This window comes from Enteractinococcus fodinae (assembly GCF_031458395.1).
GTDB classification, from domain to species: Bacteria; Actinomycetota; Actinomycetes; order Actinomycetales; family Micrococcaceae; genus Yaniella; species Yaniella fodinae.
Window position 1 is genome coordinate 823,121 of the sequence record NZ_JAVDYJ010000001.1, and the last position, 20,654, is coordinate 843,774.

General features: G+C 59.3%; 16 protein-coding genes and 2 riboswitches. Of the genes, 14 read left to right on the forward strand and 2 right to left on the reverse strand.

What is annotated here, in order from left to right:
• The first annotated feature begins 70 nt into the window (after nucleotides 1–70).
• Nucleotides 71–162, forward strand: a riboswitch (glycine riboswitch).
• A riboswitch (glycine riboswitch) is annotated at nucleotides 163–251 on the forward strand.
• Nucleotides 252–290: 39 nt separating this feature from the next.
• The 10 genes from gcvP (at nucleotide 291) to J2S62_RS03985 (ending at nucleotide 14,873) form a co-directional block, all read left to right on the forward strand.
• Nucleotides 291–3,128, forward strand: a complete 2,838-nt coding sequence (gcvP, locus tag J2S62_RS03940) for an aminomethyl-transferring glycine dehydrogenase (RefSeq protein ID WP_310171630.1) — start codon at nucleotides 291–293, stop codon at nucleotides 3,126–3,128.
• Between the two features lie 12 nt (nucleotides 3,129–3,140).
• A complete protein-coding gene (gene gcvT / locus J2S62_RS03945) occupies nucleotides 3,141–4,241 on the forward strand; it encodes a glycine cleavage system aminomethyltransferase GcvT (RefSeq protein ID WP_310171632.1) in 1,101 nt (366 codons plus the stop codon).
• 22 nt (nucleotides 4,242–4,263) lie between these two features.
• Nucleotides 4,264–4,644, forward strand: a complete 381-nt coding sequence (gene gcvH / locus J2S62_RS03950; RefSeq protein WP_310171634.1) for a glycine cleavage system protein GcvH — start codon at nucleotides 4,264–4,266, stop codon at nucleotides 4,642–4,644.
• 133 nt (nucleotides 4,645–4,777) lie between these two features.
• Nucleotides 4,778–6,319 carry an IMP dehydrogenase gene (gene guaB / locus J2S62_RS03955; protein WP_310171636.1) on the forward strand — a complete coding sequence of 514 codons (1,542 nt, stop codon included), beginning with the start codon at nucleotides 4,778–4,780 and terminating at the stop codon, nucleotides 6,317–6,319.
• A gap of 64 nt (nucleotides 6,320–6,383) precedes the next feature.
• A complete protein-coding gene (locus J2S62_RS03960) occupies nucleotides 6,384–7,520 on the forward strand; it encodes a GuaB3 family IMP dehydrogenase-related protein (protein WP_310171638.1) in 1,137 nt (378 codons plus the stop codon).
• A 7-nt stretch (nucleotides 7,521–7,527) separates the two neighbouring features.
• On the forward strand, nucleotides 7,528–8,463 hold the full coding sequence (locus J2S62_RS03965; RefSeq protein ID WP_310171642.1) for an SURF1 family protein: 936 nt from the start codon (nucleotides 7,528–7,530) through the stop codon (nucleotides 8,461–8,463).
• 6 nt (nucleotides 8,464–8,469) lie between these two features.
• Nucleotides 8,470–9,018 (forward strand): DUF3817 domain-containing protein, encoded by a 549-nt coding sequence (locus tag J2S62_RS03970; RefSeq protein WP_310171644.1) that lies wholly within the window; start codon nucleotides 8,470–8,472, stop codon nucleotides 9,016–9,018.
• A 52-nt stretch (nucleotides 9,019–9,070) separates the two neighbouring features.
• A complete protein-coding gene (guaA, locus tag J2S62_RS03975; RefSeq protein ID WP_310175709.1) occupies nucleotides 9,071–10,657 on the forward strand; it encodes a glutamine-hydrolyzing GMP synthase in 1,587 nt (528 codons plus the stop codon).
• A 141-nt stretch (nucleotides 10,658–10,798) separates the two neighbouring features.
• Nucleotides 10,799–14,680 (forward strand): DUF4011 domain-containing protein, encoded by a 3,882-nt coding sequence (locus J2S62_RS03980; protein ID WP_310171646.1) that lies wholly within the window; start codon nucleotides 10,799–10,801, stop codon nucleotides 14,678–14,680.
• Nucleotides 14,667–14,873, forward strand: coding sequence for a hypothetical protein (locus J2S62_RS03985; protein WP_310171649.1), 207 nt, complete (start codon nucleotides 14,667–14,669; stop codon nucleotides 14,871–14,873). The genes J2S62_RS03980 and J2S62_RS03985 overlap by 14 nt, the downstream gene beginning before the upstream one ends.
• Here J2S62_RS03985 and J2S62_RS03990 read toward each other — a convergent pair.
• Complete coding sequence (locus J2S62_RS03990) at nucleotides 14,870–15,487, reverse strand: 5-formyltetrahydrofolate cyclo-ligase (protein WP_310171652.1); 618 nt, start codon at nucleotides 15,485–15,487, stop codon at nucleotides 14,870–14,872. The two genes, J2S62_RS03985 and J2S62_RS03990, sit on opposite strands and share 4 nt — an antisense overlap.
• A gap of 71 nt (nucleotides 15,488–15,558) precedes the next feature.
• Between J2S62_RS03990 and J2S62_RS03995 the strand changes: the two genes are divergently transcribed.
• The 3 genes from J2S62_RS03995 to J2S62_RS04005 all read left to right on the forward strand — a co-directional run bounded on the left by J2S62_RS03995 (nucleotide 15,559) and on the right by J2S62_RS04005 (nucleotide 18,285).
• Nucleotides 15,559–16,173, forward strand: coding sequence for a GNAT family N-acetyltransferase (locus J2S62_RS03995; RefSeq protein ID WP_310171655.1), 615 nt, complete (start codon nucleotides 15,559–15,561; stop codon nucleotides 16,171–16,173).
• A gap of 76 nt (nucleotides 16,174–16,249) precedes the next feature.
• A complete protein-coding gene (locus J2S62_RS04000; protein WP_310171657.1) occupies nucleotides 16,250–17,080 on the forward strand; it encodes a hypothetical protein in 831 nt (276 codons plus the stop codon).
• 5 nt (nucleotides 17,081–17,085) lie between these two features.
• Nucleotides 17,086–18,285: an aminoglycoside phosphotransferase family protein gene (locus J2S62_RS04005; RefSeq protein ID WP_310171660.1), complete on the forward strand. Its 1,200-nt coding sequence runs from the start codon at nucleotides 17,086–17,088 to the stop codon at nucleotides 18,283–18,285.
• On the opposite strand, the gene J2S62_RS04010 is transcribed toward J2S62_RS04005, so the two are convergent.
• Nucleotides 18,282–20,132, reverse strand: a complete 1,851-nt coding sequence (locus tag J2S62_RS04010) for an ATP-binding protein (RefSeq protein WP_310171662.1) — start codon at nucleotides 20,130–20,132, stop codon at nucleotides 18,282–18,284. The genes J2S62_RS04005 and J2S62_RS04010 overlap by 4 nt on opposite strands.
• A gap of 55 nt (nucleotides 20,133–20,187) precedes the next feature.
• Between J2S62_RS04010 and J2S62_RS04015 the strand changes: the two genes are divergently transcribed.
• Nucleotides 20,188–20,652 carry an NUDIX hydrolase gene (locus J2S62_RS04015; RefSeq protein WP_310171664.1) on the forward strand — a complete coding sequence of 155 codons (465 nt, stop codon included), beginning with the start codon at nucleotides 20,188–20,190 and terminating at the stop codon, nucleotides 20,650–20,652.
• Nucleotides 20,653–20,654: the final 2 nt, after the last annotated feature.

The window sequence follows — 20,654 nt, forward strand, 5'->3', positions numbered from 1 at the left end:
CAGCGGGGAAGTTCTCAATCGGCGGCGGGCGGGCTATACTGTGACCCGAAGCATTTTGAATATTGGCCGTACATGGCAGGCGGGAGAGCCCACGTGATGTGGGCACCGACGGTGCAACTTCCTCCCCAGGAATCTCTCAGGTATCCCAACCGCTTGCTCCAGGCAGATCTGGAAAGTAGCCACTATGGCTCACCGACGGGGCAACCAGGACATCCTGGAAAACTCTCAGGTTGTATAACAGATGGGGAGGGGTAGAACGGATACAACGCCATCCTCACCCAGGAGACCCCATGACAGTGTATGATCTTTCAAACTTCGCCCACCGCCACCTCGGCCCGCGCGAATCTGGCCTGAGCGAAATGCTCGATGCGCTCGGCTATGACAGCCTCGATGCGCTCACCACGGCAGCAATGCCGGAAAATATCGTGCAGCCAGAGCCACTGAAACTGCCCGAACCACTAACCGAGACGCAAGCCCTGGCCCGCCTGCGCGAGCTGGCCGCAAAAAACACCACCAAGACCTCGATGATCGGCCAAGGGTTCTACGACACCATCACCCCGGCCGTGATTCGTCGCAATGTGTATGAAAACCCCGGGTGGTACACGGCCTATACGCCCTATCAGCCCGAAATCTCCCAGGGCCGTTTGGAAGCATTGTTGAACTTCCAAACTATGGTCTCTGACCTGACCGGCATGGAAATTGCCAACGCCTCCCTCCTGGATGAATCTTCTGCTGCGGCAGAAGCTGTCATCATGATGCGTCGTGCCAACCGCAAGCACGCCAACGATCCGGTGGTCATCGACAAAAACATCTTCCCGCAAACCCTGGCCGTCGTGCTGGGGCGCACCCGGTCGCTGGGCATCGAAACCATTCTGGTCGACCTTGCCACCGAAGGCCTGCCCGAAGGTGAGCTGTGCGGGGTGCTTGTCCAGCAGCCCGGAGACGACGGTGCGATCGCCAACCACCAGGAAGTCTTTGACGAAGCTAAAGAACGCGGCGCGATGATCAGCGTCATTGCCGACCTGCTGTCGCTGACCATGATCACCCCGCCGGGGGAGCAGGGCGCCGACATCGCAGTGGGTACCACCCAGCGCTTCGGGGTGCCCCTGTTCTACGGTGGCCCCCATGCTGCCTACATGGCCACCCAAGAACGCTACGTGCGCCAAATGCCGGGCCGCCTGGTTGGCGTGTCACAAGACACCAACGGCACCCCCGCTTACCGGTTGGCGCTGCAAACCCGTGAACAACACATCCGCCGTGAACGCGCGACCTCCAATATCTGTACAGCCCAGGCCCTGTTGGCCGTGATGGCAGGAATGTACGGGGTTTATCACGGGCCCGAAGGCGTCACCAAAATTGCCCAGCGCACCCACAGCATGGCCACCCGTCTGGCGGCCGGACTGCGTTCGGCAGGTTTCGAACTGGCCGCCGAGCACTTCTTCGACACCATCGTGGTCACCGTGGACAACGCCGATGAGACCCTGTCCAAGGCTGAGTCGGCAGGCTACAACCTGCGCCGCTACTCGGACACGCAAATCGGGATCTCGGCCGATGAAACCACCACCGACGAAGATATCGCCGCCGTGGCGAACATCTTCGGCGCTGAAGTTTCCGAATCTGCTGACGAGGCGATTCCGACAGATATCGTGCGTGAGTCCGAATTCATGACCCACGAGATCTTCAATACCATTCGCTCCGAGATGACCATGATGCGGTACTGCACGCGACTGGCAAACCGTGACCTGGCACTGGACCGGACCATGATCCCTCTGGGGTCGTGCACGATGAAACTCAACGCTGCTGCCGAAATGGAAGCCACCACCTGGCCCGAATTTGCCGGCATCCACCCGTATGTCCCGGCCGAACAGGCTGCCGGCTGGCGGGAACTCATCGAAGACCTGGAATCCAAGCTTGAAGCCATCACCGGGTATGCGGCCGTCTCGTTGCAACCCAACGCTGGTTCGCAAGGCGAATACGCCGGGTTGTTGGCCATCCGCCACTACCTGCAAGACCAGGGCGAAACCGACCGCGATATCTGCATCATCCCGGCTTCAGCACACGGCACCAACGCGGCCTCCGCGGTGCTGGCCGGACTACAAGTCATCGTGGTCAAAACCGCAGACGACGGATCGATCGACTCCGCACACCTGGACGAGGTACTCGAACAACACGGCGACCGCATCGCCGCGATCATGGTCACCTACCCCTCCACCGCGGGCATTTACGATGCCGATGTGGTCGAGATCTGCGAAAAGATCCACAACGTTGGCGGGCAGGTCTACATTGACGGGGCCAACCTCAACGCCCTGGTCGGGCTCGCTCAGCCAGGAAAATTCGGTGGCGACGTTTCGCACCTGAACCTCCATAAAACCTTCGCCATCCCACACGGGGGCGGAGGTCCCGGTGTCGGGCCGGTCTGCGTGGCCGAACACTTGATTCCGTACCTGCCAGCCGATCCCAACGGCGAACTGCCAGAAGATGCCACGCCGGTGGCCTCCACCCTGCACGGTTCGGCCGGTGTCCTGCCCATCACCTGGGCATACATTTCGATGATGGGTGCCGAAGCACTGACCGAAGCCACCCAGGTGGCCGTGCTGTCGGCCAATTATGTGGCACACCGACTCAAAGATCATTACCCGGTGTTGTATGTCGGACTCAATGATCTGGTGGCCCACGAATGCATCCTGGACCTGCGTGAGATCACCAAAAACACCGGTGTGACCGCCGAAGATGTCGCCAAGCGGCTGATGGACTTCGGATTCCACGCGCCCACCATGGCCTTCCCCGTGCCTGGCACCCTGATGGTGGAGCCGACCGAGTCCGAAGACATGGCAGAGCTGGAACGATTCATCACCGCGATGATCACCATCCGTGAAGAGATCGCTGAAATCGAAGACGGCAAACTCAACGTTGAAGACTCCGCGCTGCGCCACGCCCCGCACACGGTGGCCGAAGTGATCAGCTCCGACTGGGATCGCGCGTATTCGGTCGAACAGGCCGCTTTCCCGGTTCCCGAGCTGCGCGTGGATAAATACTTCACCCCGGTCTCGCGCATCGACCAAGCAGGGGGCGACCGCAATCTGGTCTGCTCCTGCCCACCACCCGAAGCCTTCGAACTGGACGCCTAGGAGCGATCGAACATGACACTGAAAACCACTCCATTGTTTGACGCTCACGAAAAACTGGGCGCAAGCTTCACCGATTTCAACGGCTGGAACATGCCGCTGAAATACACCTCCGAAATGACCGAGCATAAAGCAGTGCGAGAGTCGGTGGGCATCTTCGACCTGTCGCACATGGGAGAAATCTTTGTGACCGGCCCGGATGCGGTCACCGGACTGAACACCGCGCTGGCCGGGGACTTTTCCAAGATGACCGTTGGTCGAGCCAAATACACGGTCATGCTCACGGAGGACGGCACCATCTTGGACGATTTGATCGTCTATCGGCTAGGTGAAGACCGGTACCTGATGGTTCCCAATGCGGGGAATGCACAGGCCGTCTCCGAAGCGGTAGCGACTCGGACCGCAGGGATGAATGTGGAAATCACGGATGCCACGGCTGATTTAGCACTCGTAGGGATCCAGGGTCCAAAAGCCGCCGACGTAGTCGCGGCCCTGGGAGACGACTTTGCCGAAGCCGCCGGCTCGTTAAAGAACTATCGTGTCACTGAGGTCACCGTCAACGGCAGCGACTGGATCGTCGCCCGCACCGGGTACACCGGCGAAGACGGTTTTGAGATCATTACCCCCAATGAGCGGATCAGCCAACTCTGGGACCAGATCTTTGGCCTCGACATCGATGTGGACATCACCCCGTGTGGACTGGCCAGCCGGGACTCGCTGCGCTTAGAAGCCGGGATGCCGCTATACGGCAATGAACTGTCTACGCAGCGCACCCCCTTTGACGCCGGCATGGGACGCATTGTCTCCTTTGATAAGCCCGAGAACTTTGTGGGCCGTTCCGCACTGGAACCACTGCGGGACCAGACTCCCGACCAGGTGCTGGTGGGTTTGACTAGCGGCCAACGTCGCGCCGCTCGCAGCGGGGCCGACATCACGCTGGATGGCCAAACAATCGGAACCGTTACCTCCGGGATTCCCTCGCCCACGCTGGGCAAACCAGTCGCGCTGGGGTATATCGATGCTGCACACGCAGACCCCGACACCGAAGTCGAGGTCGATGTGCGCGGCAAAGCCCTACCGTTTACTATTACCAAACCGCCGTTCTACACTCGCTAATACACCGATCGAAGGAAGACTCATGTCAGTAGTTAAACCCGACCTCCGTTACTCCGCCGAACACGAATGGCTCAATGACGAAGACCCCGTCCGCATCGGGATCACCGACTATGCAGCCGACCAATTGGGTGATGTGGTGTTCGCTGAGCTACCAGAAGTCGGCGACACTGTCACCGCCGGCGAAGTCTGCGGCGAACTGGAATCCACCAAATCCGTCTCGGAGCTCTACTCACCGGTCACCGGTACCGTGGTCGAAACCAACGAAGATGTCATCCAAAACCCAGAACGCATCAACGAAGACCCCTATGGTGCCGGGTGGTTATTCACCGTGGACGTTTCTGAAGAAGGCGAAATTCTCACTCCCGAGCAATACGCCGAACAAACCGGTGGCACCGTAGAGTAAAAATTCAGGCCGTTTTGGCCCGGGAGTGTTCACGGTCTGCGATGAAACCTCGCCCACAGCGACGTTCGGAATAATCCTCCGAACAAAGCCCTTAGTATAGAAACCAACGGCTTTCTTGAAAGGGTATGAACCTGTGACCGACCACACTTCCGGGCCATCATCCGAACCTGTCAACACCGCCCACGACCCATTTGGGTTCGTAGGGCTGACCTATGATGACGTCCTGTTGCTACCCAACATGACCGACGTCATTCCCGCCGATGCGAACGTCTCCACGCAGCTGACCAAACGCATCCGCATCAACGTTCCCATCATCTCCGCGGCCATGGATACCGTGACCGAAGCGCCGCTGGCGATCGCTATGGCCCGCTACGGTGGGATGGGTGTCATCCACCGCAACCTGTCGGTCCAAGACCAGGCCTCGGAAGTCGACAAGGTCAAACGCAACGAATCCGGCATGATCACCGACCCGGTCACCATTTCCCCGGAAGCCACCCTTGCCGAATGGGACCAGTTGTGCGGCCGCTACCGCATTTCTGGGCTGCCCGTCGTGGATTCAGATGGCGTGTTGCTGGGCATCATCACCAACCGTGACACCCGGTTTGTGCCGCGTGCCGAATACGAAACCACACCGGTCCACGAGATTATGACGAAGATGCCGCTGATCACCGCTCCGTTCAATGTGGAGCGCGACGAGGTCAAGCGCCTTTTGCAGCAGCACCGCATCGAAAAACTGCCACTGGTTGATCGGGACAACAAACTCGAAGGCCTCATCACGGTCAAAGACTTCGACAAGGCCGAAGAATTCCCCAACGCAGCAAAAGACGATGAAGGCCGCCTGCTGGTCGGTGGCGCCGTAGGTTTCTTCGGCGACGGCTATGAACGCGCCATGACCATGGTCGATGCCGGCGTCGACGTGCTCGTCGTAGATACCGCCAACGGTCACACCCAGGGTGTGCTCGATATGGTCGCCAAACTCAAATCCGATCCAGCGGCCGACCACGTCGATGTCATCGGCGGTCAGGCCGCAACCTACCAGGGTGCCAAAGCCCTCGTGGATGCTGGCGTCGATGCCGTGAAAGTCGGCGTCGGCCCAGGTTCGATCTGCACCACCCGCGTCGTCGCAGGCGTCGGCGTTCCCCAGGTCACCGCGATCTATGAAGCAGCCAAAGCCGCTATCCCGGCCGGGGTGCCAGTGATCGCGGATGGCGGTTTGCAACACTCCGGTGACATCGGCAAAGCCCTGGTGGCCGGTGCGAACTCCGTTATGCTGGGCTCGCTGCTGGCCGGCACCGCAGAATCACCCGGTGACCTCGTGTTTTACAATGGGAAACAATTCAAGACCTATCGCGGTATGGGGTCCCTGGGTGCGATGCAAACTCGCGACGGCTCCCGGTCGTATTCCAAAGACCGTTACTTCCAGGCCGATGTGCCAGAAGACGAAAAACTCATCCCCGAAGGCATTGAAGGTCAAGTGCCATATCGCGGCCCACTGGGTGCTGTGCTGCACCAGTTGGAAGGCGGTCTGCGTCAGACCATGTTCTACACGGGTGCCCCAGATATCGAAACCCTGCAGCGCGAGGGCCGGTTTGTTCGCATCACCGCCGCGGGGCTGAAAGAGTCGCATCCGCATGACATCATGATGACGGTCGAAGCACCAAACTACCGCGCCTAAGTATGATGTCGGTGACCCCACAAAGCGATTAACCCATCCGATACCGGATAGAAATTGGATACACGTGAGCAATCAAGTTGAAATTGGCCGAGGCAAACGCGGCAGACAAGCCATGCCCCTGGACGCAGTATCAATTGTGCCAACCCGTCGAACCCGCGACCCAGAAGACGTCTCGCTTGACTGGCAGATTGATGCGTTCAACTTCTCCATGCCCGTCATCGGTGCACCCATGGATTCGGTCATGTCACCGGCCACCGCGATCCAACTGGGCAAACTCGGCGGCATGGGTGTCCTCAACCTCGAGGGCCTCTGGACCCGGTATGAAGACCCACAACCGGTCCTGGATGAAATCGCTGCGCTGCAAGCCCAGTCATTCTCTCCGGAAAACACCGCCCGGTTGCAGCAGCTGTACTCCGCACCCATCAAGCCAGAACTCATTTCAGCCCGCCTGGAAGAAATCCGTGAATCCGGGGTCGTGGTTGCCGGTGCGCTGACACCGCAACGCACCCAAGAGTTCTACAAGACCGTTCTCGATGCCGGTGTCGATATGTTCGTCATTCGTGGCACCACCGTTTCGGCACAACACGTCTCCGAAACCAAAGAACCGCTGGATCTCAAAAAGTTCATTTACGAACTCGATGTGCCCGTTATCGTCGGGGGAGCGGCCGGTTACACCCCGGCCCTGCACCTGATGCGCACCGGGGCCGCCGGTGTGCTGGTTGGGTTTGGTGGCGGCGCGTCATCAACCACTCGCCGTGCCCTCGGTATCCGAGTGCCAATGGCCACCGCGATCTCCGATATTGCCGAAGCACGCCGCGACTACATGGACGAATCTGGCGGCCGCTACGTGCACGTCATCGCCGACGGTGGCATGGGCAACTCGGGCGATATCGTCAAAGCCATTGGCATGGGGGCCGACGCCGTCATGCTGGGCACCACCCTGGCACGCGCCGAAGAAGCCCCCGGCAAAGGCTGGCACTGGGGTCTGGAAGCAGCCCACCCAGAATTCCCCCGCGGTGACCGCACCGAAGTCGGCACCGTCGCCCCGTTGGAACAGGTGCTCAAAGGCCCGTCCAGCCACACCAACGGCACCGCCAACCTGATGGGCGCGCTGCGCCGGGCAATGGCCTCGTGCGGCTACACGGATCTCAAAGACTTCCAAAAAGTTGAGGTCCACCTGTCCGAAACCTACACAAGGTGATTCCCGCTTGCTCCGTACAGCTCTCAAACCCCGGTGGATTGGTTTCCTCCTTCTGACCCTGGCGGTCGCCACGATCTTCGTGCTGCTCACCCAGTGGCAGTTTGAACAATCCACCTCAGACCAGCCGCGCTCCCACGCCGAAACCGAAACCCCGGTCCCGCTGACCGAACACTTCGAACCCGGTGTGCCCATGATGGGGGATGAAGCCGACCAGGTCGTGACCTTCACCGGACAGCTGGACCCCACCACCAGTGTGCAAGTTGAATCCCGCGTCCACGAGGGCGACGTGGGACTGTGGCTGGTCTCCAGCGCGACCGTTGACGGCGCACCCGAGGGCTACGGCATCCCGGTGGCCTGGGGTTGGATTCCACAAGAAATCGATGTTAGCGCAGAAGAGCTCACCGACCTATTTGAATCATCGGTGGGTATCTCGAGCAATGACATGATCGAATTCGAAGGTCGACTGATCCCCGGGGAGGGACCAACTCCCAATACCAACCACTTCATCAATCCCAAGCGCACCCAAATGCTGGCCTCCGCCGAACTGGTCAACCTGTGGGATCGGGACCTCTATGCCGGGTATGTGGTGGCCGAGTCCTTTACCGTTGGCGGTACTGAATACGTGGTCACCGGGGATGCTGGGGTCGAAGGGGTCGCGACCGAACCGCAACCTGAAGAAGCCGAAGTTGCCTGGCTGAACATCTTCTATGCCGTCGAATGGTTCATTTTTGCGATCTTCTCGCTGTACCTGTGGTGGCGTTTCGTGCGCGATGACTACCTCAAAGACCAGCGCGAAGCCGAACTCGATGAGCTGTGGGAACAACACTGGCGCGCCCAAGAACTTGAACGTCTCCGCGAAGAAGCCCGAAAAGAAAAAGCTGCCGCCGAACAGGCCTACCGTGCCTATCACGGACACGGCCCGAACGAGCAGAAAGACACCTAATACGCTATGACTGAAAAAAACCAAACCCCACCGGTCGATCCCTCGACCCTGCCTGATCCAGAAGACATCACCGAAGCCGACGTCGGGCACGCTCCACCGCGGCCCGAAGGCAAAAAGAAACGCCGCTTCGGCGGGACCCACCGACAAATCCGTAGCGCCCAGAGCTTGTATAAGTTCACCGCCTGGCTCACCGGTATCTTCCTGCTGCTACTCGTCTTCCAGATGATCGTGAAATACGGTTTTGGTCGCGAGCTGTTTGCCGGGGGCACCACCGAAGACGGCACCGAGTTCGTCCTGGGACTCTACCACGAACAAGCCGTCGTGGAGGGCGTCAACATCTCGCTGCTGATCTTGATTGTGCACGGCTGGTTGTATGTGCTCTACCTGTTGGGTTGCTTCCGCTTGTGGTCGATGATGCGCTGGGGCGGGGTGCGCCTGCTGGCCATGGCCGGTGGTGGTGTGGTCCCATTCCTGTCGTTCATCGTTGAAAAACAGGTCAACCGCAACGTCGAAGAAGAACTGGCCGCCCACCCCGAAGGCGTCCTGCGATATTAGCGTGCCGCACGCGGGTGCCCACCCGTAGGATCCAGTAGACTGGATTGCTGTGATGATTACACCCCAAACTCCAGCGCAAGACACCGTCATTGTCGTGGATTACGGCTCAGATGACGCCCAACTGCTCGCGCGCCGCATCCGCGAAGCCAAAGTCTATTCCGAAGTTCACCCGTACACGGCAGGGGCTGAAGCCCTTCTGGCAGCTCAGCCGGCTGCGCTGGTGATCGCGGCTCGCTCGTCTGCGACTGAAGCACTCCCGCAGATCGATGATCGCTTGCTCACCGCAGGCATCCCGGTCCTGGCTGTCTCGGGTGGCTTTTTGGCCGTTGTCAACGCGTTGGGTGGCACCCTAGCTCCCACGACCGAGCTGTCCCATCAAGTGGTGAACATCAACAACCTCGATGACAACGCCGCGCTCTTCTCCGGACAGGATTCCGCCCAGGATGTGGCCGTCAATGTTGCGCACACGGTCACCGAGGCCCCAGAGGGGTTTGTTGTCACCGCCTGGGACACCGTCATGCCGGTTGCCGCAGCCGAAAACGTTGAAGCCCAGATCTACGGGACGCTGTGGGACCCTGCCGTCGAGGCTTCCAGCCACGGCCAGGCCGCGATCAGAAACTTTCTGTTCATCGCAGCAGATCTGACCCCAGACTGGTCGGTGGACCAGGTCATTGAGCACCAGGTCGCTGCGATTCGCGAACAAATCGGTGATAAACGGGCCATCGTCGGATTATCCGGCGGGGTCGATTCCGCGGTGGCAGCCGCACTCGTCCAACGTGCCGTCGGGGACCAGCTCACCGCGGTGTATGTCAATCATGGCCTGATGCGCAAAGATGAATCCACCGAGATCGAACGAGCCTTTGGGGCGTCCACCGGTGGGGCAAAGCTTGTCATGATTGACGCTGAAGCAGATTTCTTGAGCGCCCTCGAGGGGGTTTCCGACCCGGAGCAAAAACGCAAGATCATCGGTGAACGGTTCATCCGCACCTTTGAACAGGCCCAAGCAGATATTGTCGCTGAATCAGCCCACGACCCCAACGCGACAGATGTGAGATTCCTGGTCCAAGGGACCGTCTATCCCGATGTGATTGAATCCGGGGATGCCGACGGGTCAAAAGTCATTAAGTCTCATCACAACGTTGGCGGCCTGCCCGAAGATCTCGAATTCGAACTCGTCGAACCGCTGCGGCAACTGTTCAAAGACGAAGTCCGTGCGGTTGGCACCAAGTTGGGTCTGCCCGATGAGATCGTCTGGCGGCAACCCTTCCCCGGACCGGGACTGGGCATCCGTATCGTCGGTGCGATCAGTAAAGAGCGTCTTGACCTGTTGCGTGAAGCAGACGCGATCGTGCGCGAGGAACTCACGGCCTCTGGGCTGGATCGGGAGATCTGGCAGTCACCGGTCGTGCTGCTGGCCGACGTGCGCTCGGTCGGCGTCAACGATGGCGGGCGGACCTACGGGCATCCGGTCGTCTTGCGCCCGGTGCACTCCGAAGACGCCATGACCGCCTCCTTCGCGCGAATCCCATACGATATCCTGGATAGAATTTCCCAGCGGATCACCTCAGAAGTAGCGGGCATTAACCGCGTGGTGCTCGATATTACGGGGAAGCCACCTGGCACGATCGAATGGGAATAATCCCCGGAGTAGAGGAATCCTCACAGCCCGGTGATTTCGGCGCATCATCAGTGTTGCGTGTGGTGTGGCAACGCCAAACTCAGTGCCTAACGTACTAGAGTCGTGTAGGTGCAACCTGTATCAACCACAGGAAGGATGAGCGTGAGCCGCGAACAAGAGGACGTCGACCAAGACGTTACAGCGCTGTCTACTGACGAACTCGACACCTCGATGGAAGTAGCGGCGACTGAGTCGGAACCAATCGAAGCCGAGGTTGATCCCGCTGAGATTGCTTCTGCTGAGGCTGATCCTGTTGAGGTTGCAGAACGCGACTTTTCCCGCTGGTTAGCGGAAATCGCCACGGGCACCGAGACCGACACGATGCTGCGGTACGCCCCGACCAACTCCAACTCGATTGATATCACGCACTCGCAGCCCAGCGGGCTGACGCAATTCCTCTCAGCACGCCGCACGCGGCTGACCACCCTGATGCGTGACCAGCCCGAGATGCAGCGCAACATCAAAACCGCAGAAGCCATCGATACCAAGGTCCAAGAACTCCTCGATGATCGCGGCATCAATGTTGGGTATTTGGCCGCAGGGCTGGCCACCTGGCGGGTCAGCGAAAATGGGGTCAATCAGCAACTTTCCGCCCCGGTCCTGTTGGCTCCAGTCCGGTTAGCTGCCCGAGCAAACCGTGACGATTACGATGTGCAAATCGTCGGTGCGGCACGCCTCAACCCGGCCTTGGTGCGCTTTTTTGCCGATAATTATGGACTGACCTTAGACCCGCAGATCCTTGAAGAATCCGCATACACTACCGCGAAACTCGAACCGTTACCCGCGTTAGAACTCTTGCGCTCACAAGCCGCTAAGTTGCGTGGTTTAGTGGTCGAGCATCGCCTGTTGATTTCCACGTTCGCTGATTTATCGGACACCGCCTCCCGGGATGTCGTGGATCCAGACCACGACATTATCAACGCCCTGTACGAGGTGGGCGCGGGCACCGAAGAGGCCGGGTTCGCTGATGAAGCTCCCGAGCTGACCCACGAAACGACCCCGCTGGATGAACGCGATCCGGCCGATGAAACGCTGGTGGTAGACCTCGACCGGTCACAACAAACCGCCGTTGATCACATCGTTGCTGGCGAATCACTTGTGGTTTCGACGCCTCCGGGAACCGGACAAACCCAGACCGCCGTTGCCGCGGCCGTCGGTTTGGCGACCCAGGGCAAACGCGTGCTTGTCCTGGCAGAGAAAACCTCCACGCTGAACGAGTTTTGTCACCGCTTAGCCGGCATTCAGCTGGATCCACTGGTGCTCAGCGTCCAGGCAGATACCGGTCCCAAAGACGTGACCGAACAACTCATCCGGTCACTGCTCAGTGCCGAACGCGCCAAAGAACCCGCGGTACGCCGGATCCATGAAACCTTGCGCGAGGTGCGCCAACAACTCGTCGATCATACGCATTCACTGCATGAGGTGCGGGAACGCTGGCAGTGTTCACCCATCCAAGCGATGAACGAACTGGTCAAACTCATGAACGCCGACCCGGCACCTGCGACTTCGGTACGGCTGAAACGCTCCGTCTTGGATGCCACCGTCGACCGACAAGAAGTCGCCGAACAGCTCCGGTACGCCGCACAACTGGGGGCTTTCGACCAATCCGCGACCGAATCACCGTGGTACGGCGCAAGACTGCGCAACGTGCACGAAGCCGAAGCAGCGCTTGAACTTGCCGAACAAGTTCACCAAGATCTTTCCGATGTCGCGCCGCGGTTGGAAAGCGCGATGGCTCATGCACAACTAACCATCGGCAATAATGTTACCGAGTGGACCAGACAGGTCGAATTGCTGCGCGAAGTCCGCGACACGCTCGACAAATTCACCCCGGATATTTTCGACCGGCCCGTGACTGATCTGATTGCCGCGACCGCCTCGGGTTCCTGGCGGAAACAACACGGTATCGACATGTCGGCCATGACCCGCACCCGGCTGCGCTGGCTGGCACGCGAATACATCCGTCCCGGCGTGGACGTGCCGAACCTGCACGAAGCGCTCATGAAGGTCCAAGATCAGCTCACCGGTTGGAACCAGTGGACAACATCGAAACGCAACCCGGTCATCCCGCCCGGTGTCGAATCACTCGCCGACGACACACACAAGCTCTATGAGGATCTCAACCGCCTGCAGGATATGTTGGCCCCGGCCTCGACCGAAGCCCATCACCTGACCAAGATTGATCCGGGTGAACTCCACGATGTGTTGAGCCAACTCGTCAACGACGCCCAAACCCTGCACACCCTGCCCGAGCGCACCATTGTCATTGATCAGCTCACCGAACAAGGGCTGGATGAACTGCTGGTTGACTTCCAAGCGCGCGGCGTTACCGCCGACCAGGTCACCCTCGAACTTGAGGTCGCATGGTGGCAATCAGCGCTTGAAGCGATGATTTCAGCCGACGAACACCTGGCCGCAACCACCGGCAAGCAGTTGACCCGGTTGGAAGAAGAATTCCGCATCGCCGACACCGCCCATTTGGAATCCGGTCCGTCGCGGGTGCGTCATCAGCTGGCCACCCGGTGGGAACAAGCCACCAACAACTATCCCGATGCTGCCGGATCGTTGCGCAAATTACTGCGCACCGGTGGCGCAAACGTTGATACCATCCTGCGGATCAATCCGAAACTGCTCCAACCGCTGGTCCCGATCCTGACCACTTCGCCGCTGGCATTGGCCGAATTACCAGCCGACATCACCTTCGATACCGTGCTCGTACTAGATGCCGAAACCATCGGGCTGGCAACCGGGCTCGGAGCGATTTCGCGGGCCGAGCAGGTCGTGGCCTTCGGGGATACGGTCTCCGGCAGACCGGTAAGCTTCCAAGTCTCCATTGACCCCACGGCACGCTCCGCGCAGCCACGCCAGGCCGAGTCAGTCCACCAGGCGCTCAGCCGGGTCCTGCCCGCCACCCCGCTGAAGATCATGCACCGGGGTGTCAACCAGTATCTGGCACGCACCCTGGGTGATCAGCTCTACGACGGGGGACTCGACCGCGCTCCCACGCCGCAAGAAATTTCCACCAGTACCCAAACCGGCATTCACGCCGAATACCTCACCGAACCGGGCAGCCCGGGGATGGGCGACGACGGGGTTGAATCCACGACCGCAGAAGTCACCCGCACCGTGGATGCGGTCTTTGAACACTTCCGTGATCACCCGGAAGAATCCCTGGCCGTGATCGCCTCAAATACGGCACACGCGCGCCGGATTGCCGAATCCATTCGCTACAACCTGCCCAATCACCGGTGGGCTACCAAATTCTTTAGCGCCGAGACCTCACCCAACGGGCAAGGCTTCGTGGTGGCACCAATGGAACGCGCCCACGGCCTGGTAGCCGACCACGTGATTTTCACGCTGGGTTATGGTCGAACCGCCACCGGCAAAGTGGTTCACCATTTCGGACCGCTCTCCGAACACCACGGCATCGAATACTACGCCACCGCGTTCACGCGGGCACGGCAACGCCTGACCATTTTCACCGCCATCCACCCGCAAGAAATCAACTTCGACAGCCTGATGTCCGGAGCGTATTTCTTCTGGGAACTGTTGGTGAACCTGCCAGCGACCGTTGGCCAACCCGTCAACGAACCACAATCCACCTCCCTGGATTGTCTAACCGACGACTTCGTCCAGCATCTAGCCACCAGGGGAGCGGCGCACAAATTTGACCAGCGCGGCTTCACTGACCTGCTGCTGTATAACCCCGATGGGCACCGCCCTGACTTCCATATCGATGAAAACTACCTGCCGGTGGCCGTCGGATATGATGGCTCCACCCGATACCACCACACGCCCGTGCGGACCCGCACCAGAACGATTCCGGCGCAGCTGTCCCGCCTGGGTTGGCAAAACGCTGGGCTCTGGGCCATCGATGTCTTCACCGACCCCCTCGGTGTCGCCGATGCATTCACCGACAAATTACACCTGACAGCACTGCCCACACCGGACAATGGCAGTGATCTTTTCTATGACGACCTCTAAACAACCCAATGAAGCAGACCGGGCCAAAGCCCGCCGCAGGCCCAGACGTGCCACCGTGGCAGGCACCGGCCCTGCGAGTGCTGACGGGCCAGAACCCCGCTTAGACCAACTGCAGCCCGAAGCAAAGAAGCCCGATCCGAAGCTTTCTGCCCGCGATCGGGCGATCATGGACGAGAAACCGCCGCACTACTAAACCCACATCAACCCGGTCTCAGCAGTCACGACCGCTTGAACCGGCAGATCATGTTGCTCCACCGGAAACGCTTCTGCCCGGGCATCTACGAACTCATAGTCAAATACCGGTGTCACCAAAAACGGTAGTCGCGTAGTCAGATCGGGCAGCGCGGCAAGAAAACGGTCATAGTATCCGCCACCTTTGCCTAATCGAAAACCGGCTGAATCCACGGCAAGGGCCGGCACGAGGATCACATCGGCATCGGCGACAGCTTCGGGACCGAAACGTTCACCCACCGGCTCCTGAATGGGCCCCAACGCCGATTGTTCCATCGGCACATCAGGCGCCCACTGGACCCACGACATGGAGCGATCCGCATGTGAGATGGGTACCCAAATCTGGACCCCATCAGCGTGCAAGGCCTCCATGACAGGATCCGTATCCGGCTCGGTCCCAAATTTGATGGTCATCGCCACCTTGCCGGTGGGACGCTCTGCACTATCCAAACCGCGATACCAATCCAGTAAAACGGTACAGATCGCTTCAGATTGACGCGCTCGCTCGCGCTGGCCAAGCTGCTTGCGTTGACTAAAGAAGCGTTTGCGTAACTGGTCTTTGAGTTCAGCAGTCATAGTCTTATTGTGACACCGTGCCGGACACAACCAAACACATCATCTGCCCTGCAGACCTACAATGGTGGATCATGACTCGTTTTGCTGCTTTGCCCACGATCTGGCCGGTGATCCTCCAACATAGGGATTTGCAACTGGCCCCACTGCGTCACGCCCACCGCAAGCAGTGGCATGATGTCCGAAGGCGCAACGCAGCATGGTTGACCCCCTGGGAAACCACCGACCCGACCGGCAACCCGCCGATCATGAGCTATGGGTCCATGATTCGAGCTCATAACCGCGATGGCAGGGCCGGCCAATCGTATCCGTGGGCGATCTTTCGAACCACCAACGCCACGACCACCCTGGTGGGACAGCTCATCGCAGGCCCGGTGTTATGGGGGTCCATGCGCTCCACGAGCTTGGGCTACTGGGTGGACCAGGCCCACGCCGGACAAAATATTGTGCCCACCGCTGTGGCGTTAGCCAGTGATTATCTGTTCACCCGGGTTGGACTGCATCGCATCGAAATCAACATTGTGCCCAGCAACACCGCATCACTGCGTGTCGTGGAAAAATTAGGTTTCCGTTCCGAGGGACTACGCAAGGACTATATTCACATCAACGGCCAATGGCGAGACCATCAATCCTTTGCCTTGACAAAAGATGAAATCCCTGCTGAGGGCCTACTTTCCCGACTGAAGTAACCGTCTTCACTCTCAAACCAGCAACACACGAAGAAAACCCGGGGGCTTCTGGAAAGCTCGGTATATCGTATGGAGAGTGGACACCCGTCTCCGAGAGCTTGAAGAGTCGTTAGCCGCTACACTCGGATTCTTGCCCGAAATAGACATCGCCACTTCCATCGTGGTGGTTGTCGTAGTCGTAGCCGGCTTACTTTTGCTTGCTCGTCGTCCGGTTGTCACCCAACGTAGTCGGAAACGACGTGAATCCCGCCAACGAAGGAAAGCTATGAAATCTTCCCCCTCTTCGACGCACTCCGGCGGCACTGGATTCTCAATTCGCTGGGGCCGTTTATCGGTTTTTGCGGTCGGAGCACTTGCTCTGCTGGTCGCGGTCATCACCGCGATAGCCGGGCTGTTCGGTGCTTCGACTTGGCTGATCACCCTCATCAGCGCACTCATCGCGACGGCCTGCTACGGCACTCTGCGCGGACTCGTCATCTTGGATTCCAAGAAACGTGCTCGAGAACGCGAACAACTCAGCATCTCTGAAGGCCTTGAGACCACCATTGCCACATACCCCGAAACCGGTGCAGACCTGACACCGAGACCAACAAACGATGAGGTCTTCGACTTCGCTGATGAGCCAGCCAAGCAGCAACAGCACATCGAACAAGAAGTTGAAGAACCCGTTGCGGACGCGCCTCAGCCCATCCCGGCTCGCATCCCGCTGCCACGCCCCATCTATTTAGACGCCCCCGAAGTTGAGCGAGCAGCACCGGAACCGCTGGAGACACCCCAAGATCCGACACCATCGGCCGATGTGCTGTTATCCGATGGTGTTTCAAGCCAGTACCAAGACAAAATTAGCGAGAAAGCAAACACCCGGCTGGATTTGGATAAAGTACTCAACCGCCGGCGCGCAATCTAACATCTATGGTTGTTCTCACCGGTGGGTTCGGCCCGTTTAGTGCCACCCAACTCACCGGAGTGCTTGAAGCCGTTGTCGCCCAACGCCGACAGCGGCTCCAGCATGCCGTCTTGCACGATGTCCAACACCGCGCAGGTCACTACTATGCCATCGTCGAGGTGCACAGCCAACCTCCACACGGGCCCGTCACCCAGGCGTATTACGGCATCACCACCGCGACTGTTGCACCGCAGGCCACCGGGTATCACACCTCAATCGGGACCAGCACTCTGTTTGTCTGGCAACATCCTGCCGATCCGGTACTGCGCGGATTAGGGTTAGCCGCCACCCCGGCTCAAGTACAACGGCATTTCGCCCCGCACCTCGAACTCAATGCCCTGCACACGGTGATCTACCGGCCCATGAACCGAGCCGTCTTTCGAGCTCGGTTTGCACCACAGCGGCCCGGCGAGCTCGGCCAGACCCTTTTTCTCAAAGTCTTACGTGCCGGGGAAGCCAGCTCGCTATATGCCTTACACGAGCTGTTAGCTTCCGCCGGAGTGCCGGTCGTTGAGCCGGTCGCCATACCGGTCCAAGACGTGTTACCGCTGGCGGGCGGCCACGGTATGCCCCTGGGAGAATACATTCGCACCGAAGGTGTGCACAACCGATTCGACCCAGAAGAACTGGTCGAGATATTGGACCGCCTGCCGCCCGAAGTACTGCAATTGCCACACCGACCTTCCTGGGCAGACCGCCACCAGGAATTCATCCACGCAGCCCTGGCAGCGATGCCAGCACATCACGACCGGCTGTACCGACTCGGGGCACGACTGGAACACGCCCATAACCGGTTAGAGCTGGGGCCGATCGTGCCCACGCACGGGGACCTGTACGAGGCTCACCTGCTGGTAGATCCGGTGAGCGGCCGGGTGCAGCACATCTTAGATGTCGATGGGGCAGGGCCGGGTTACCGAGTGGATGATTTCGCGTGCCTGGTGGGCCATCTGGCGGTGCTGGGCCCCGAGGACCATACCGCGTGGGGTTGGCAAGCAGCGTTGCGCACCTTCCGACAATTATCAGCCCACACCAATCCCGCCACACTGGCGGTGCGAGCGGCTGCAGTCGTGATCAGCTTGCTGCCCACGTACCAGCCCGACGAGGCCACGCGCCACCGGGCGCTCACCTACGTGAGCATTGCTGAAGCCCTACTCGAGTTGGCTTAGTCTTCGAAAAAGTCATCGTCGAGAAAGTCGTGTTCAGTCTTCGAAGATTTTTCGACTTTGATGCGCTCAGCGGCTAACTTCACCCGATCTGACTCGTCGAAGTCGCCCTGACCGCGCAGTGCCGTCGCCAACCCAAGCAATGCTGCTTTGCGAAGCTGCGGTTCGATCCCGTCCGACTCAGCAATCGTCGTGAACAAGGTGGTGGCTTCTACCCAGCTCTGGTTTTCAATCAGAATTTTGCCGGCCAACAATTCGCAACCGTGACCCATGGCAAGCTCGGCTTCATCTTCGAACATGTCCGCGGCGGTCAGTGCCGTCGCAACCGCTTTTTTCGTTTTGCCGAGCATGGCATATGCCCGAGCTTTTTGCCGGGTCAGATCCGCGGCAACGTAGCGTACATCGTCGTTGCCTGCCAACTGGATCGCCTCATCGTATAGATCCAAACCTTCGGGCTTGTTCTGGGCACACAGCAGCCTGGCTAATTCGCGCAAGCCTTGGGTTTCAATGGCCGGGTCCTCCGAGGCGCGAGCCATCTCAATCGCCTGACGTAGGAGCTCTTCGGCTTCCGGATAGACCGAGGAATCTTCGGTCTCAGCCAATTTCATGGCTGCCGCAAGACTGGTCCTGGCGGCTTCCATCACGCGGTCTACCTTCAAAAACGCATCGATGGCGTCACGCCAATGCTTGGTCGCATCGGTATAGCGCTCTTGACGACACACCGCGTTGCCCAGATCGATCAACGCATGAGCTAAGACGTGGTGATTTCCAGCCAGTCGTTCGCGGGTCACCAATCCGCTGAGCACATCTTCGGCTTCGGAGACTTCTCCGGCATCAAGGAGTTGATGCCCCAGAGCAGCGACCAAACCGGAGGTCTCGTCAACCTCACCCTGTTCAGCTTGATGGACGGCCACTTTCCAAGCCAACACGGACAACTGGTGGCGTTCGACGCGACGAGCGACCGAGGCAACCAGGGAGGCAGCAGAGGCGGCACCGGGGCGTATCTGCAGCCGGGCATATAATTCCAACGCGCGCATCCCGAAGGTGGCTGATTGGGCCATCTCATTGCGGTGGTGGGCGATGACCGCTTGCATCATCCACATGGCAGCGCGCACGGCTCGGTTGCAGCCAGCATCTAAAATTGTTTTGGACAGTTCATCGGCTTCGTCGACTTCGTCGTTCATGAACTTCAGGTGCGTCAGGAACATCTCGGTATTGGCTAATGATCCGGCGGAGAGTCGATAACCTGCCGCTGCCCGGCGGCGCTGTAACGCGACAGCCTCTTCAATGAGCTCAAGCGCTTCATCGGCTCGCATTTGGCTCATCTGATGTACCGCCAGCCCGATGAGCACATCGGCTAACACGGTGTCGATGCTGTCGTTAGCGCGCTCTTGATCGGCCACCCCGGAGAGCACAGTCGAGGCGAAGCCATCGGCCTCGGCAAAAAGCAGTGAACCCAATTGTTCTTCCATCTCCGCCTGGTGCGTCTGGCCCAAGGAACGCAGGAGCTCGGTGCGCTTGTGGATCGCGTGTTGGGTGGCCTCTTCATCTTCGAGTTTGTGATGCACCGATGCGAGGAGACGGTACAGCCCGAGTTTGACCTCGGGTCCGGTGCCGGCACTTGCCAGCCCATGTGTAGCACACGCTAAGGCTCTTTCCAGGTCATCAGCGTATGCTGCTTCGTGGGCCAAATCTAGCCAGCCGCGTGCAGTGTGCGCGGTTTCCTGGTGCAGATCAACGCTAGAAGGTCCATCGGTCAGTAATGCCCGAAGTTTCGGTTCGACCATGGACGGTAGATCGGATTGGCTGTCAGATCCCTCAAATTCAGCCGAAGACGTCGAGAACTCCATGTGTGCCAGTCTAGTGATCCCTTCGAGCCGGTTGCGACCGCTAGACTGAGAAAATATGGATTTTCAGTGGCGACCGGCGTCTTATGCGCTAATTACGAAAAAGGATGAAGTTTTGCTGAGTCTGTGGGAAAGCTCAGTTGGCTCATTCTGGACCCTTCCCGGCGGGGGCATCGAATACGAGGAACAACCCGAGGCTGCCTGCGTGCGAGAAGTCTGGGAAGAAACCGGCTATAACGTTGAATTAACCCGCTTTTTATCAGTGTCCACGCATGTGGTGCCGCTGGAAAAACGGGTCCCCGGGAAGGTGCTTCCGCTGCAAATTCTGCGCCTGTTATACACCGCCGAAATTGTCTCCGGAACCTTGCGTCCAGAGGTCGGTGGGTCCTCCACTGACGCCGGTTGGTTCCCAATCAGCCAGCTGCATAATCGCACCATAACCAAGGGGCACCGGGTTTCGGAATGGGTCCTCGAGGCGCTGGAAACCGCAGCCTCGCTCGACGCCCCTGCCCAGGACCAGTGACC